Source organism: Fretibacter rubidus, assembly GCF_041429785.1.
Classification (GTDB): Bacteria; Pseudomonadota; Alphaproteobacteria; order Caulobacterales; family Maricaulaceae; genus Fretibacter; species Fretibacter rubidus.
In genome coordinates, this window is the sequence record NZ_CP163423.1 from 301208 (window position 1) to 316411 (window position 15204).

19 protein-coding genes are annotated in these 15204 nt (G+C 51.6%); 11 read left to right on the forward strand and 8 right to left on the reverse strand.

Translation table 11 applies throughout. The features are described from left to right. Positions 1-45: 45 nt before the first annotated feature. The 4 genes from AB6B37_RS01415 (at position 46) to AB6B37_RS01430 (ending at position 2503) form a co-directional block, all read left to right on the forward strand. Positions 46-1074 (forward strand): aspartate-semialdehyde dehydrogenase, encoded by a 1029-nt coding sequence (locus AB6B37_RS01415; protein WP_371397111.1) that lies wholly within the window; start codon positions 46-48, stop codon positions 1072-1074. A 62-nt stretch (positions 1075-1136) separates the two neighbouring features. Then, entirely contained in the window at positions 1137-1430 is a 294-nt protein-coding gene (locus AB6B37_RS01420) for a ribbon-helix-helix domain-containing protein (protein WP_371397112.1), read from the forward strand. Continuing rightward, positions 1430-1723, forward strand: a complete 294-nt coding sequence (locus tag AB6B37_RS01425; RefSeq protein ID WP_371397113.1) for a type II toxin-antitoxin system RelE/ParE family toxin — start codon at positions 1430-1432, stop codon at positions 1721-1723. The genes AB6B37_RS01420 and AB6B37_RS01425 overlap by 1 nt, the downstream gene beginning before the upstream one ends. Before the next feature lie 3 nt (positions 1724-1726). Then, positions 1727-2503 carry a class I SAM-dependent methyltransferase gene (locus tag AB6B37_RS01430; protein ID WP_371397114.1) on the forward strand — a complete coding sequence of 259 codons (777 nt, stop codon included), beginning with the start codon at positions 1727-1729 and terminating at the stop codon, positions 2501-2503. A 50-nt stretch (positions 2504-2553) separates the two neighbouring features. Here the strand turns inward: AB6B37_RS01430 and AB6B37_RS01435 are convergent, their stop codons facing one another. From AB6B37_RS01435 to AB6B37_RS01450, 4 genes are all read right to left on the reverse strand, one after another. Beyond that, a complete protein-coding gene (locus AB6B37_RS01435) occupies positions 2554-3210 on the reverse strand; it encodes an OmpW family protein (RefSeq protein ID WP_371397115.1) in 657 nt (218 codons plus the stop codon). A 462-nt stretch (positions 3211-3672) separates the two neighbouring features. Next, the gene (locus AB6B37_RS01440) at positions 3673-4020 is read right to left on the reverse strand and encodes an HU family DNA-binding protein (RefSeq protein ID WP_371397116.1); all 348 of its coding nucleotides are present in this window, start codon (positions 4018-4020) and stop codon (positions 3673-3675) included. Then, the gene (locus AB6B37_RS01445) at positions 4017-5081 is read right to left on the reverse strand and encodes a helix-turn-helix domain-containing protein (RefSeq protein ID WP_371397117.1); all 1065 of its coding nucleotides are present in this window, start codon (positions 5079-5081) and stop codon (positions 4017-4019) included. Before AB6B37_RS01445 ends, AB6B37_RS01440 begins: the two co-directional genes overlap by 4 nt. A 36-nt stretch (positions 5082-5117) precedes the next feature. After that, positions 5118-5435: a DUF2853 family protein gene (locus tag AB6B37_RS01450; protein ID WP_371397118.1), complete on the reverse strand. Its 318-nt coding sequence runs from the start codon at positions 5433-5435 to the stop codon at positions 5118-5120. 268 nt (positions 5436-5703) lie between these two features. On the opposite strand from AB6B37_RS01450, the gene AB6B37_RS01455 reads away from it, so the two are divergent. Next, on the forward strand, positions 5704-6000 hold the full coding sequence (locus AB6B37_RS01455) for a hypothetical protein (RefSeq protein ID WP_371397119.1): 297 nt from the start codon (positions 5704-5706) through the stop codon (positions 5998-6000). 83 nt (positions 6001-6083) lie between these two features. Here the strand turns inward: AB6B37_RS01455 and rpsU are convergent, their stop codons facing one another. After that, complete coding sequence (rpsU, locus tag AB6B37_RS01460; protein WP_371397120.1) at positions 6084-6320, reverse strand: 30S ribosomal protein S21; 237 nt, start codon at positions 6318-6320, stop codon at positions 6084-6086. 193 nt (positions 6321-6513) lie between these two features. Between rpsU and AB6B37_RS01465 the strand changes: the two genes are divergently transcribed. Continuing rightward, a complete protein-coding gene (locus AB6B37_RS01465; RefSeq protein ID WP_371397121.1) occupies positions 6514-7479 on the forward strand; it encodes an alpha/beta fold hydrolase in 966 nt (321 codons plus the stop codon). Here AB6B37_RS01465 and AB6B37_RS01470 read toward each other — a convergent pair. Then, positions 7476-8648 carry a tetratricopeptide repeat protein gene (locus AB6B37_RS01470; protein ID WP_371397123.1) on the reverse strand — a complete coding sequence of 391 codons (1173 nt, stop codon included), beginning with the start codon at positions 8646-8648 and terminating at the stop codon, positions 7476-7478. The genes AB6B37_RS01465 and AB6B37_RS01470 overlap by 4 nt on opposite strands. Positions 8649-8817: 169 nt before the next feature. Here AB6B37_RS01470 and AB6B37_RS01475 point away from each other — a divergent pair, with 169 nt between their 5' ends. Next, positions 8818-8952 carry a hypothetical protein gene (locus AB6B37_RS01475; protein WP_371397124.1) on the forward strand — a complete coding sequence of 45 codons (135 nt, stop codon included), beginning with the start codon at positions 8818-8820 and terminating at the stop codon, positions 8950-8952. Positions 8953-8972: 20 nt separating this feature from the next. Here AB6B37_RS01475 and AB6B37_RS01480 read toward each other — a convergent pair whose 3' ends face one another. Beyond that, positions 8973-10109, reverse strand: a complete 1137-nt coding sequence (locus AB6B37_RS01480) for a serine hydrolase domain-containing protein (protein WP_371397125.1) — start codon at positions 10107-10109, stop codon at positions 8973-8975. Next, on the reverse strand, positions 10102-10926 hold the full coding sequence (locus AB6B37_RS01485; RefSeq protein ID WP_371397126.1) for a PfkB family carbohydrate kinase: 825 nt from the start codon (positions 10924-10926) through the stop codon (positions 10102-10104). Before AB6B37_RS01485 ends, AB6B37_RS01480 begins: the two co-directional genes overlap by 8 nt. Positions 10927-10983: 57 nt before the next feature. Between AB6B37_RS01485 and arsC the strand changes: the two genes are divergently transcribed. The 4 genes from arsC (at position 10984) to AB6B37_RS01505 (ending at position 15178) form a co-directional block, all read left to right on the forward strand. Further along, the gene (arsC, locus tag AB6B37_RS01490) at positions 10984-11340 is read left to right on the forward strand and encodes an arsenate reductase (glutaredoxin) (RefSeq protein ID WP_371397127.1); all 357 of its coding nucleotides are present in this window, start codon (positions 10984-10986) and stop codon (positions 11338-11340) included. Between the two features lie 108 nt (positions 11341-11448). Next, positions 11449-12726, forward strand: coding sequence for a hypothetical protein (locus tag AB6B37_RS01495; RefSeq protein ID WP_371397128.1), 1278 nt, complete (start codon positions 11449-11451; stop codon positions 12724-12726). Positions 12727-12838: 112 nt separating this feature from the next. After that, positions 12839-14185 (forward strand): hypothetical protein, encoded by a 1347-nt coding sequence (locus AB6B37_RS01500; protein ID WP_371397129.1) that lies wholly within the window; start codon positions 12839-12841, stop codon positions 14183-14185. Between the two features lie 171 nt (positions 14186-14356). Beyond that, the gene (locus AB6B37_RS01505; protein ID WP_371397130.1) at positions 14357-15178 is read left to right on the forward strand and encodes a hypothetical protein; all 822 of its coding nucleotides are present in this window, start codon (positions 14357-14359) and stop codon (positions 15176-15178) included. Positions 15179-15204 lie beyond the last annotated feature (26 nt).

Consider the following 15204-nt stretch of genomic DNA (forward strand, 5'->3'; position numbering starts at 1 on the left):
GGCGTAAATCCCGCGCTGTTTTTAATATCCATATCGGAGACTATCATGGGTTTTTCTTTTGCAATCGTCGGGGCCACAGGCAATGTCGGGACAGAAATGCTCACGATTTTATCAGAGAGCGACATCGATATTGATAAAGTTTATGCCGTCGCCAGCCGCCGCTCTGTCGGGCGCGAAGTTAGCTATGGCGACACGACGCTAAAATGCGTTGATTTGGAAACCTTTGATTTTTCCAAAGTTGACATCGCGCTGATGTCGGCTGGTGGGGATGTGTCCAAAGTCTGGTCACCAAAAATTGCCAAAGCAGGCGCGGTGGTTATCGATAATTCATCCGCTTGGCGTATGGACCCAGACGTGCCGCTTGTTGTGCCAGAGGTCAATGCCGACGCCGTTTCGGGCTACACAAAAAAGGGCATTATCGCCAATCCCAACTGCTCGACCATTCAAATGGTTGTGGCGCTTAAACCACTGCATGACCGCGCAGTGATTAAACGCGTTGTTGTGTCGACCTATCAATCTGTGTCAGGTGGCGGGCGTAAAAATATGGACGAGCTTTGGCTGCAAACTAAAGGCATCTTTACCAATGACGAGCTAAAGCCGCATAATTTCACTAAGCAAATCGCCTTTAACGTCATTCCGCATATTGATGTGTTCATGGACGGCGGCGACACCAAAGAAGAGTGGAAGATGAAGGCCGAGACGATGAAAATCCTCGACAAAAAGGTCAAAGTCACGGCCACCTGTGTCCGTGTCCCAACCTTTGTCGGTCACGCCGAGAGCCTGAATATCGAATTTGAAAACGAACTATCCGCTGATGACGCGCGCGACCTACTACGGGAGAGCCCCGGCATTATGGTTGTCGATAAGCAAGAAGACGGCGGCTACGTTACCCCCGTGGAATGTGTCGGTGAATTTGCGACCTTTATCTCGCGCATCCGCGAAGACAGCACGCAAGACAATACGCTCAATATGTGGTGCGTGTCCGACAACCTACGCAAGGGTGCCGCGCTCAATACCGTACAAATCGCAGAATGCCTCGTAAACCGTGGTCTGCCAGCGAAAAACGCGGGGTAGTTCGTTTGACACAACCGCCATCGCGCCATATGTTTACACTGTAAACAATTGTGGAGCTTGCCATGTCATCTGTCCCATTTTCTTTTCGTATGTCGCCAGAAACCAAAAAGGCGCTGGAGGATGCGGCTGAGTCGATGGACCGCACGCCCGCTTATTTAGCGGGCAAGGCGGTGGAGGCGTTTCTTTCTGCACGCGAAGAAAAGCGCCTCGCCATAGAGGCCGCCATTGCGGAGGCAGATAAAGGTTTGATGATTTCGCGCGACTCTATGCATGCTTGGATAAAAACGCTTGGTACGCCAGACGAGACACCGCACCCAGTTATTGATGTTGACCGTAAGAAAGACAAAGCGGTCTAGTGCGGTTAAATTATGCGTTCAGTGCATCACCAGACATTCGGTGGTTGCTGGATTACTACAATAAAATTTTTCCAAGTGGACGCAAAAAAATGGAAGCGACAATTGTCGCAACTGAAAACATGATTATGGAAAACCCTTATATTGGGCGCCCCTATAAACATTGTGATGACATTCGTTATATTGCGTTAGCCCGTAGTCCCTTCGCATTCATTTACCGCATCAATGATAACGAAATTGAAGTGCTGCGCGTTTGGGACTGGCGCAAAGACCACGCTGCTTTGCGATTGGAATAGCTTATGCCTCCGATTAATTATTCTCGAAACGCGTCTGTTTACGACAAGCGGCATTTGGATATTCCGAGTGCTGTGATCTTTGACATACTGGAATTGGCGGGCGCAGAACCGGGTGCGCCTATGTTGGATATGGCGGCAGGGACAGGGCGCGTCAGTGTGCCCTTTGCCGAGGCGGGCATGAGCGTCACGGCCTGTGATATTGCAGATAAGATGCTGGGCCAAATTGCGGCCAAAACTGACCGCCATATAGAGACGATTGTGGCGTCGGCGGACGCGCTACCCTTTGCAGATGATAGCTATGATTATATCGTATTGGCACGGGCGCTATATTTGATTGAAAACTGGCAGGGGGCGTTATCGGATATGGCGCGGGTGTTATCGCCCCAGGGTTATTTCATCCACGAATGGGGTAGCGGGGAGCCGGGGACGGTTATCGTGCGACTGCGCGAACGTTTGCGGGAAAGGCTTCTAGAGATGGGGGTGAAGCAAATTTTTCATCCGGGAGCGCGGTCTGAGGCGGATGTCATCACGGCGCTTCAGGCTTTAGGTTTTAACGAGCGAGGCGCCGTCAAAACGGGGCCGGGGGTTGAGATGACATTGCAAGGCTTTATCGACAAAATTGCCAATCGCGAATGTTCATATTTATGGGGCGTTAGCACAGAGATCAGCGAGCAGGCTGTGGCGGAACTTACGGCTTGGGCGCAGGCGGAATTTGGTCCGCTGGAACAGCCCATTGGCGTTCCCGGCGATACATTTTGGCGCGTCTACACACGCACATAAAAGCCGCCTTTGGTTATCAAAGGCGGCTTTGAACTTTACACGGTAAGACCCTAGAAACGGCGGCCTATGCCGACACCAACAATCCATGGGTCTATATCAACATCTGCGCCGACAACACCCGCCGCGCCTGCGTCAACAGTGACGTCGGTGGACAGGAATAATTTCTTCACATCAACGTTAAAGAAATATGTGTCATTAAACGGAATATCAACACCGCCTTGTAGGGCGAAACCAAAGCCGTTGTCATAATTCACGGACACGACGTCACCCGGGTCATTGTCATAAAAGAAGGTGTAATTAACGCCGGCCCCGACATAGGGACGGACCGCGCCGCGTGGGCTGAAATGGTATTGCGCAAGCAGTGTTGGCGGCAAGAGTGTCACGTCGCCCAAATCAACATCCCCTAACGCTGTATCAACCGCGCTTACATTATGCGGGTTTGTCGCAAGGATAAGTTCCGCTGCAAAGTTTTCAGAAAAGAAGTAAGAGATATCAAGCTCTGGTACGATACGATCAGAAATTTTGGCGTCACCACCAATGGCTTCGATGTCTGCACCCTCATCCGGGATGACATCAATCACGCGCAAACGGACCAACCAAGGATTTTCGACCTCTGATGCATTGGCAACTGTCGAAATGCTGGCCGTGCTGAGTAAGGTGGCAGCAAACAAACAGGCGCTGCTGAGCACAGATTTTTTAATGGACATGGATACTCTCCCAAAGAATGGGCTCCTCTGGCCCATATGGTTATCTCGCCGTCTTGGCGAGCCCACTTTTGCGGCGGGAACGGGGGGATAGATAAAATGGCGTCGGTATAGAAATTTGACCACGGACAAAAACTACCCCGCAGTTTTGCATGGCTGTCACAACAATTATGCGTGCTTTGACAGCCGTCAAATTAGGTCTTGCGCTTTGTCAAAACGAAGCGCTGCTGAATGGATGTCCGCGTCTTAGTCTTGTTGTCGCGTCTTAGTCTTGTTGTCGCGTCTTAGTCTTGTTGTAATAACAGCCGCGCATCTGGAACTGTTAAGTCACCTGTTTGCGCTGTGCTTCCACGTGGAACAAACAAAAACTCTATGCTTTCTGGCTCACAATTTAGCTTGTTCGATAAAAGCTTCAGGAGCTTTTGTTTCGCAATATCTCTTTGCATTGGCATGGAAATGTCTGTGTCAGAGCCCATTATTGTGATTTTTCATATTGCGGCGTGAACTGACACGATCAATAAATGTGCCCGCGGGTTTAAAGCTGACGACGCGCCGTTTGGACACGAGCGCGGGCTCGCCCGTTCTTGGGTTGCGCCCGATACGCGGTTTCTTATCAGACAGTTTAAAAGTGCCAAAATTGGTAAGCTTTACGTCTTGCCCCTGCACCAAAGCCTCGGTGATATGATCAATAGCACTGTTGATAAGCGCGCTTGACTCTGTCTTTGATAGGCCAATTTCGCGGTGTACCGCCTCTGTTATATCGGCGCGCGTTATGGTTGGAGTGTCCACGGCTAATTTCGCTTTACGTGTCATGATGACCGTCCTTCTTTGCGGTAACGCGCCGGAGTTTGTCCATACCAGCGTTTAAAGGCCGCGATGAACGGTTTATCCGTGGCGTAATCCAGTAGCAGTGCGATGCGGGTCTGCGGAATATCGGAATCCAGCAAAAGGCGGCTCGCCAAGTTTTTGCGGACATCATCCAGAACTTGGGAATAAGATGTCCCTTCATCGGCCAAGAGGCGCTGAAGTTTTTTCGGCTTCATATTCATGGCTTTTGCGATTGTACCAATATCGCTTTGGCGCACACCTAATAAAGACGGCAGCAATTCAGCCAATGTCATAGCCACAGTTGCTTGGTGTTGAATGTTTTTCTTAATCTGCCAATTTACAAAGGTTTTCAAAAGTGGCTGCACGACTCGATTGGTGAGGCGTCTATTTTTGAACTTAAGTTTTGTATTATCAATGGCAATTAAATTGGCTTCGCAATTAAAGTGGACAGGGCACTTAAAGATTTCATTGTAAACTTCTAGTGATGCGGGTGGGCTATGTTGAAACTGCACGTAGCTAACTTCGAAATCAGGAATAAAACGTTGTCCGAACAAGGCGGCAACGGCCATGATATGTTCGCAAAGTTGACGTGAATATTGTGCCATAGGGTGAAATTGGGCGCGCCCAATCAATGTGCTTTCGGTTTCATCAATCCAATAGTCATAGCGAACGGCATTATTGTGCAGAGCTTGAAACTTTGTCATCAAGTTAAGAAAATGCTCCATTGTTTTTGAAATGCTGAAGAGGAACATAGACGGTCCGCCGTTTCGAAAATCACGCGGAAGTGCCAAGGCCCAGCGCATTCCAAAATAAGGCTCATTAAGGTCACTAGCCGTGGTATCATAAAGCTGAACCATGGCAGACCAGGGGATGAAGTTTAATTTTTCTTTGCTCTCAAGTCTTTCGCTATAAGCTTCGCGCAAAAGCAAATCAGAGTCGCCGCCCAGTTCATCAATGAACGTGGTAAATTCGGGAATATTATTCATAGACCGACAATAAAGATATGTGTCCTGTATGGTCATAGCATCGCCAGACCATACAGTCATGGTCGTCCTAGGATAAGGCTAAAATCGTTGGGTCTTCTAAAGCGCGCCAAGCTTCATCGCGTTTTTCGCGAGAAGGTAATAAAACGTCACGCGCTGCTTGTTGCGGTCGGCTTTCATCGTTTGGCAAACGGCCTCAATCGCGGCGTCAGCAGCGCTGGCGTCCATAGCAAGTTTCTTTGCACAATATCCGTCACGTACACGGTTACGCTCAGTCTCGTCAGAACATGATACTAATGAGGCGTCGCGGCTACGCAGAGCAATGCCGCAATAATTCACAATCTTTTTAACATGGGCCAAATCGGCTCCGCTATCATAACGGCGCACGTCTTCGATATACTCATTCGGGTCAGCCATATCTCTCTCCAGTTCTGGCATGGGGAATAGGTGACAGTGATGCCCATTCCTCCCCCAGCAAGGAATGGGCGGGTTTCTGGCGAACGGGGCATTGTTATCCAAAAACCGTGCGTCTCGAAAAGGAGAACACACGCTATAATTTCAGAGAAGCCGCACGTCTAATAGTGCGGAGTGTCCTCTATTATGACTTTTGATGTTTAGAGCAAAACTGGATTTTGACTCTTGGTATCGTCATTTGGTAGTCTGTTGATGGAACCGGGGAAACGCCATGATCAGGGATGAGAAGATAGAAGTTGAAAATATCAACACGCCGGGACGTGTAACGCGCGTTAATCGGGCGAAATATGAGGCGATGAAAATGGCGATGTTGAAAGCGCTGCCAAAGACTGCGCCCGGCCTATCTTTCAAAGACGGAGTCGAGGCCGTGAGGGTGTATCTAACCGATGACCTTTTCCCAGGTGGGGACACAGCAGGCTGGTGGTTCAAATGCGTGCAGCTAGACCTTGAAGCCAAGGGCATAATTAAGCGTACATTGGCAAAGCCGCTACGGTGGTGGGTGCGTTAAGCAGCTGTCGCGGTAATGCTTATGTTGTGGGCACAAAAAAAACCGCCCATCCGGGCGGCCTTCTTGAATTGTTTTGTTGGGGTCTAACGACGCGGCTTGCGCGGCTTGGACGGGATAAGACCTTCCATTTGGGCGCGCTTGCGTGCCAATTTACGGGCGCGGCGGATGCCTTCTGCCTTTTCACGCACGCGGCGCTCGGATGGTTTTTCAAACGCCTGACGGGCTTTCATTTCGCGCAAGATGCCTTCGTTTTGAAGTTTCTTTTTCAGCGCGCGGAGAGCTTGGTCCACATTGTTTTGGCGTACGTAAATTTCAACCATGAGTTACCTTCGTTTCAAATTGTGTTATGCTGCTTAAAAGCAACAGAGGCCCTGCACGGCAGAGCCTTCTTAAATCTTGGGCGGTCTTTAGCGACCTTTCGCGCCGCCGTAAAGCCGTATCGCTGAAAATAATACGTGTTTTTCACCGATTTTGTTCCCAATGTCTGCAAACTGTGGCACAAATAACGCAATTATGGACTTTCCTGACCCGCATTATATTTCCCATGACGGCTTATCGCTTGCGACCTATGCGCTCGGACCACAGGACGGGCCGCCGATTCTGCTGGTGCATGGTTGGCCAGAGCTGGCCTATAGCTGGAAAAACACCATGGGCCCGCTGGCGGAGGCCGGCTACCGCGTTATCGCCTATGATTTGCGCGGCTTTGGCCAATCATCGGCGCCCAAAGACGGGCCGTCCAATGGCGCACGTCACTACGGTATTGCCAATCAGGTCAGCGACCTTGAGGCCGTAATGGACGCCTACGGCATCGACCGCGCGGTTATATGTGGTCATGACTGGGGCGGAATTATTGTCTGGCACGCAGCCCGTATGCTAGAGGCCCGCGTCAGCGGCGTGATCTCTATCTGCACACCCCATGTCGGACAGTCGCCTGTTGACCCCATTCAGATATTTAAAAAACGCCACGGTGATGAGCATTACTTTGCGCATTTCACAGAACGCCCTGGTGTGGCTGATGCCTTATTTGCGCGCGACCCCGATGCGTTTTTCCGCCTGATGTTTCGCACCACGCCGAAAGGCTCCACGCCCAAGCCGGGCCAAGCCTCTATCCCGCAAAAGTTCAAAGCCTTTTTGGATGCGGGCGCGCCAGATTTGAAGGGTAAGATTTTAACCGATGCTGATCACGCCGTTTATGTCAACGCCTATGCCCAAAGCGGCTTTCACGGCGGTATTGGGCTCTACCGTAATTCATCCGCGAATTGGGAGCTGACACGCGGGCTTAACCAATCTGTGCGGCAGCCGTGTTTAATGCTCTGTCCCGAAGATGACGTGTTTCTGCCGCCAAATTTTTCCGACGGCATGGAAGCCCTGGTGCCAGACTTAACCCGCGTCATTATCCCTGATTGCGGGCATTGGGCGATGTGGGAACAATCAGGTGCCATTAACCGTGCCATATTAGCGTGGCTGGAGACGGCTTAGGTTGAGGACACAATTCGCGGTTCCCAGACGAGCTTGCGCGGATTGACGCGCGGGGATTTATAAATTGGGGGCGCTTCGGGCTGTGTTTCATGTTCTTTATCAAAAGCACGAATATCGCTTTGGATAAGCGTTAGAATATCGGGCGCTAGCCTATAGGCCAAATGGCGGGATTTAGCGGGGTTGGTTTTCACCGCTGATAAGATAGCGTCGCTGATAGCTTTGGGCATATCGTTATCACCGCCTTGGGTCTTTTTAAATATCACAAACCGCACGATTAACACTGAAATGGCGACGGCCCAGCCCGATTCGCGCTTGCCCATATCGCGCATCTCAGATGGGTAGCGGATATAAATTTCGCGTAACAGCCGGCGATTATGTTCAAAAAACTGTTGCGCCAAAGCGCGTGTTGCGCGGCGTGTTTTTGCTGCCTGGTAATCCGCAAACCAGCCCAGGGCCGCTGCAATCGCCAGCGCCAATGCGGTAATACCGCCAAACACGGTGAAGGCTGAAAATCCAGTCTTTGCCTCCGTCGGGACAACTATGGGCGTCGCAGTTATGGGTGTCGCAGTTATGGGCGTCACAGGCGTTGAGGTCGTGGCGGCAGGCGGTGCGATATCAACCAAGCTGTCATAATTACGTGTGGCAGCCGGCAGCAGGGGAGAGTTAGGCACATATATATTACGGGCTATAGCAGCCGGTTTTGGCAGGGCGACAAGCCGCTCTTTTATAACGGGCGTTGTTTTGGCTTGTGGCTTGACGGGCAGGCCAAGGCCTTCACTATCCATAAAAGCCAGATTTTGCGCTGCGGATTTATCGCCCGCTTGGGCGGCTTTTTCATACCATGCGCGCGCCGCTGCAAAATCGCGCTCGACGCCTTCACCGACAAAATAGAGATAGCCGAGATTAAGCTGTGCGTCGGTACTGCCCGCATTCGCAGCACGTTCATAATAGGCGCGGGCTGCCTCAAAATCTTGCGCCACACCAATGCCGTCGTGATAGGCTTTGCCCTGATTAAACAGAGCATTGGCGTTGGGCGAGGTGGCAAAGGCCGTTTGGCCCGCCAGACCGAGCGTTATGATGACTATCAATGTCCGTAATAAATGCCCCATTTTCGCACAATCCTTGCCTTTGGCGCGCAAATCATTCGCGCAGCAGGAGAGACGAAGCAAAAATTACACCAACTTCTCGGTGCGGGGCGTGTAGCGCAGCCTATTTACCGCTTGCTATTGTTGGGGTTTAGCAGAGGGTTAGCTCTACGCGCAGTTTACCTATCTGGTGACTGCATCCGATAGAGCGCAATATTGCGCGTCACGGCGCGTGGTTTAAGAGAGATCCGTCATGGCCAAAGGCAGTAATTCACGCAGTAATAAAGAAGCCAAGAAACCTAAAAAGGATAAGTCCAAAGCCAAGGGTAACGCGGCCTTAGATGCTAACAAGCCTGCTGTTAAGATTGCTGGCAAAACAATGAAATAGTGGCCCTAAATATGCTGTTTTTACAAACAGTCATACACCGCATCAATCAGGCCGACAGGGCGGGCATCGCCAAGCAGTGTACCGTCTTGGCGGGTCATGGCATAGGCGCCAGACAATCCCGTAACAGGGTCGGCGAAAACACACGACCCACCCCATCCGCTATGACCGACTGTGCCCGCGTTCGGACCAAAGAAAAAATTGGGTTCATTGAGCATAACGCCTGCTGCAAAGGTCAGATCAAAGGGCAGGACAAGGTCTTGTCCTGATATACGCGGGCTTCGCATTCGGGGCACAATATCGGGCGCGACGACAACATGGTCACCGACTTTTCCTGCATTGAAAGCTTGCATTAATGTGGCAAGGCCGTGTGCGCTAGCGTGGCAATTTGATCCCGCCAGTTCTACCTTGCGCCATTTCGTGATATCTGTGCCGCCTGCGGATGAATGCTTTTGAAAAAAGGCGGCCTGCACGGCAGGGTTCATATCGCCAAATTTAGCCATACGCTTAGGTTTTATCATATCAGCAACGCGGTGATGCTCGGTTTCGGGCAAGCCTATCCAGACATCAGCGCCCAAGGGTGCGGCGAGCTCGTCGCGCAGGATTTGCCCTAATGTGCGGTTATCCTTATCGGCAAGCCGCGCAATTTCGCCCGCTAAAAACCCGTAAGTCACAGGATGATAGCCGCTGGCGCTACCCGGCGGGAACAGCGGGTCTTGCGCGGCGAGTGCGGCGCAGACTTTGTCCCAATTAAACCAATCGTCACGTGTAAAGTCGGGATCGGTGATGCCTGATAATCCCGATTGATGGGACAACACTTGCGCGATTGTCAATTCGCCTTTGCCCTTTTGCGCGAAATCTGGCCAAAGCGTCGCTGCAATTTGGTCATAGCCCAAACGGTCTTCATCCGCGAGCCATGCAATGACCAGCGCCGCGACGGCTTTGCCAGATGAATAGACAGGGATGAGCGTATTATGGCTGACCGCTTTGGTCTGCGCGTCATCTGCCCAGCCGCCGCACATATTTATTACGGGTTTTCCGTCTTTCAGGACAACAAATTGCGCGCCGCGCTCTAGCCCGTCCGCGAAGTTCTGGCGAAATTGATCAGCCACCGCGTCAAATCCGGGGGCATTATCAATGGTAAACGGATAATCAGTCATAAGGCGGCTTTCGTATCGGGAGCGGCGGGGCGGCAGTCAGCGCGTCTTGCAAACGCACCAGCGGCAACTCGCCAAGGTCTTCATCATTGGCGGCGGTTATAATCGCAAAAATACTGGCCGTCGCGCGGGCGATAGCGTCTGTTTCCGCCACATTATTGAGGATATGGGCTAGAAATGTCCCTGCTAAACTGTCGCCGCCGCCATTGGGCACCTCGGTGAATTTTTTGTGGGATATATACAGGTTTTTAGCGCCGTGATAATATAGCGCGCCAATTTGGCTTTCTTCTTCGACCGATGTCACGATTGTGGCACAGGGCAGGGCCGCCGCTGCCGCTTCTGCGTTTTGCAGGCTTTGCGCTGATAGCCCCGTGATAAATTCCAACTCCCAACAATTGGGCGTAATCGTATCAGCCAAGGGCACTAATGTGTCTTTAATCGCGGTAGCTATGCCCTCGCTTATATAAAGACGCCCGTGGTCGCCCATAACGGGGTCGACCAAAATATGGGCCTCTGGATTTTCCTCTTTCACATGGGCAATAATGTCTGCCGCCAAAGCGACATGATCGATATCGCCCATATAGCCCGTCATAACGGCGTCAAAACGGATGTTTTGGGCTTTGATACCGTCCCACATATCACGCAGTAAATCAGGCGGTGTTTTAACCCCGCCCGGTGCGCCCCATCCGGGGTGCCGCCCAAACAGCGTTGTCGGCAGCACAGCCGTCTCTATCCCCAAACGGCGCAAACAAAATGTGCTGGCTGTTGCGCCGACATTGGAGGCTGATACAAAAGAGGATATAATCAGGGCTGTTTTCATAAACGTGTCATGGCTATAAAGTTGGATAAAATCAATAAAAGACCGATAGGATAAACCTTGCCCCTTACTATTTATCACAATCCCCGCTGTTCCAAATCACGACAGACGCTCGCCCTTATAAATGAGTATGGGGTCACGCCCGATATTGTGCTTTATCTGACGGATACGTTGTCAGAGGCCCATATCCGTATTTTGCTTTCGCAATTGGGATATACGAGCGCGCGCGAGATGATGCGCACGGGTGAGGCTATATATAAAGAGCTTGGCCTGAAGGACGTTACCGATGAGACCGCCTTGATAAGTGCAATGGCGTCCTATGCTAAGCTGATAGAGCGTCCGATTGTCAGTAATGGCAGTCGCGCCGTTATGGGCCGTCCCCCTGAGAATGTGCTGGAATTGCTGCCCAGCGCATAAATCCTTCAAAAAATCATCCGTATAAACGCCTTGTTAAGCAAAGCAGGGGATACCCGTTATTAACCATAGTTCCATTTCGGGACTATTTGTCTAATGCCGGAGTGTTTTATGCGGATTGCAGTGTTGGCCCTATCAACCGTTTTACTATCTGGGTGTTCATGGCTCGGGAATATGACGGGTGGGGCTTTTGGCCCGAACGCCCAAAATGCTGGTCATTACGGCGCGAAAAAAATGAACCGCTGCCAAGTGCCGCATGCCCAAGCGCCTCTGCCGCGCGGCTGTCATCCGTCGCAAGTCACGATTGGCATGGCGCAGGGTGGCAACAATCAATTCGCGGGCGGTTTTTCGCAAACGCCACAATTTGGTAATCCTCAGCAATTTGGCGCGCAAGACGTAACAGGTGCCTACGGCTCTCACGCGCATAATGCAGGCGCGATTAATCCCGGCGCTAATAAGCGCAAACGTAAGCCAAAGCTTCGCGGGTCTTTGTCGCTGGGTCTGGAGAAAAGCAATGCGGGGGATTATCTTGATTTTGTGAAAGCGGGAACGTTAGATCCGTCCAATGGTTATGACCCGTCACTCACAGGTCCATTTGTGGAACAGCGAACTGAAGGTAGCCCAACCGAAGGCGAAGTCACCACGCGATTATATTCTGCCGAAATTGAAGAGATCTTACGTCCTACTGTTTCATTTGATGACGTTCACAGCACACCTCTTAGTCTCAGAGGCGGGCTTGAATATATTGTCAATCCTAAGACAACGGTCTTTGCCAATGCAGGCTATACCTATGCAGAAGGTAATTCGGGCCCCGTGGCCCGCGTTATCGGAACGCTTCATGAAGATACAATCACGCAGTTCTACGACGAGGAAACTTTGGCCTTATTGGCGACAGGTACTAGCCGGGGCTTTATCCCTAACAATGAAGTCGCGACATTTGATTACAATTTTTCAGATATGGAACGTATCGACCTAGAAGTTGGTGCGCGTCGTTATTTCAATCCCATTATGAAAAACTCGATGAGCCGTACAGTGACTCCATTTGTTGGCGCGAGCATCGGTGCAAGCCACCACAACTCTCAATCTTTTGACGTGACCCAGCGTCAGGTTTTCTTTGAGCGTGCCTACCTCGCAGGGGGTACAGAATTTGTTGAGGACCGCGCCTTTTACAGTGTTCCAGATGCCAGCCCACAGGTCGAACTCTACGACAGCCAATGGGTGCCATCAGGTCAACTTAATGCGGGCCTAGAGTGGCAAGCGACCCCGAAAACCGCCATCGCTTTTGAAACCGGATTGCGGTTTGAGGGCGCGCGCGATTACGCCAACGGCACAAAGGGCGACGATAACATCGCCATACCTGTCACTATTCGCGGTAGCTATAATTTCTAGCCACCTAATTGAAAAACTTAAGGTTTTGTTACGTCTTTGGAAACCGTTTCTTAAACAAGATATGTTCTAAGTCGAGATAGCAAAAAGCTAACTAGGAAAAAGGGAGACTGATATGCGTCTTGCAGTTTGCGCATTGTCTGCGGTTTTATTGTCGGGTTGTTCATGGCTTGGCATGGGGGGGCATTCAGGCTCGTCATATGGAAATTCTGGCGTCTACGGCGCTAATTGTGGGGCTGGTTACGGCGCGCAAGGTTTTGGGCAAGGATATGGCCAAGGGTTTGGCGCACAGGGATGCGGCGGCGCAGGCGGTTATAATGTCGCCGGCGGCGGTGTAGACGGCTTCGGTGCTGGCGCTGGCTACGGCCAAGCAGGATATGGGCAGGGCGCAGGTTTCGGCCAAGCCGGATATGGCCAAGGCGCAGGTTTCGGTCAAGCTGGCTACGGCCAAGCCGGATTTGGTCAGGCAGCTGGCGGATATGGCTACGGTCAAGGTTTCGGTGGTGATCCCCGTGTTGGCTTTAACGGCGCATATGGCACAGATATTTACGGCCAAGGCGGTGCAATGGCCGGATACGGCGCAGCAGGCGGCGTTACAACGCTCGGTGCAAACGCTCCCTTCGGTGCGGCTGTTGGCGGCGTCACAGGCGCTACACAATATGCACAATCAGGATTTGCGGGCGTCAACGGCGCTAACGTCACTACGGTTCAAGGCAATCCAATTTACGTGCAGCAACCTTACCCTAGCTATTACGGTGTTCCGCAACTTCGCGCGGTCAGCGGCGGTGGTTTTGGCGGCGCTTTACCCTTCGGTTTAGAGGCTGGCGTTGGCACTGATTTCTTCATTGATGGTGATTTTGTCACAGCCAAAGAGGCTGGTGTTGCCACAGGCGGCACACTGAACGTCTCAGCGACTGATGCAATCTCTTACAAAGACGCGTTTGATAACGGCGTCGGCTATGATTTGGCCACGACATATGATTTGAACCAAAGCACAACTGTGTTGGGCCGTATCGGCTACAACAAAGCAGATGGTCAACGTCTCCTCACGGGTACAGTGAACGACGGTACAGATACAGAAAACCTCTACGCAGAGTTCTCTGATCTGGAACAAGTCACACTTGAAGGTGGTATCCGCAAATATGTTGGCGGTTGGAACAACCCTGTATCGGGTCTACGTCCTTACGTCGGCGCAACAGCAGGCTTTACGCACACAGACAGCATCACAATTTCACAAGACGCAGGCTCGCTACTGCCCGCTGGCTCTAATGTGCAGCAATATGTTGACGGCGGTTGGACACCAACAGCGTCAGGCGTTGTCGGTGCCGAATGGCAAGTCGGTGGTCGCACGGCCCTCGGTCTTGAGACAGGTATCCGCTGGTCAGATGATCTGAACACCTCGGGTAAGACGGACGATGCGTTTTCTATCCCTGTGCGTTTGCGCGGACGCGTGTCCTTCTAAGGCAAAGAACATTATTAAAGAAAAGCCCGGCTGTTTAGCCGGGTTTTTTTATGGGCGATTGTTTAAATAAATGACGCTCTCTCACGCTTTTGGCCCGTGCTTTGCAAAGCTTTCCTCAAATAACTGGAGATGTTGGCAATTGTGCCACTTCAGGACACAGAGGACAAAGATATGCGGATCGTATTATTGAGCGCAGCAGCCGTCGCCCTTTCAGGCTGTTCATGGTTAGGATTAGGCGGAAACAGTGGGTCATATGGCCACGACATTGGCACATATAAAGCTAGCTCCCATCATAATCAGGGTGGGTGTTCAGATTGCCAACTGTCACGTTGGAACATGGAAGGCGGCGTTGGCACAGAATTCGTGACTGGCCCTAATTTCTTACGCGCATCACAAGCCAACGCTATTGCGGGCACAACGGTGCGCTCCACATCTATGGAAGACGCCTTTGACAAAGGCCTACGCTATGAGCTTGGCGGATCATATGCTCGTAACCCGAACCAGAAAATCTCTGTAACGGGGTATAATACGCAACATAATGGTAACCGCGTTAATCTCGGCACGACAGCTGGACAAGCTGTCTCTGGTGACGTGTCTGATTATGACAGCTGGGGTGTCGAGGTCGGTCTACGCCAATATGCGCTACCGATTAAAGCGCCGCTTGTAAAATCTGTCCGTCCCTATGTCGAAGGCCGCTTGGGTGCTGCCCATGTCGATGATATCGGGCTTAGCAATGTCACACGCGGGAACGCTGCCGGTGCAGATATTGCGCTTTATGACAGCACATGGGTTCCCACAGCTGCAGGTCTTATCGGTGTTGAAACACCTGTTTTCAACCGTTTCACAATGGGCGTCGAAACAGGCATTCGTTATAACGGCAAGCTAGATAGCGCCGACACAGGCCTATCTGCGGGTCAACCCTTTGCGGGTCTGAACAATGGTGGTGATAAGTGGTCAGTGCCGCTTACGCTGCGTGGCCGTTACCGGTTCTAATTCCCTGTATTAGGGTTGGTAGGAAC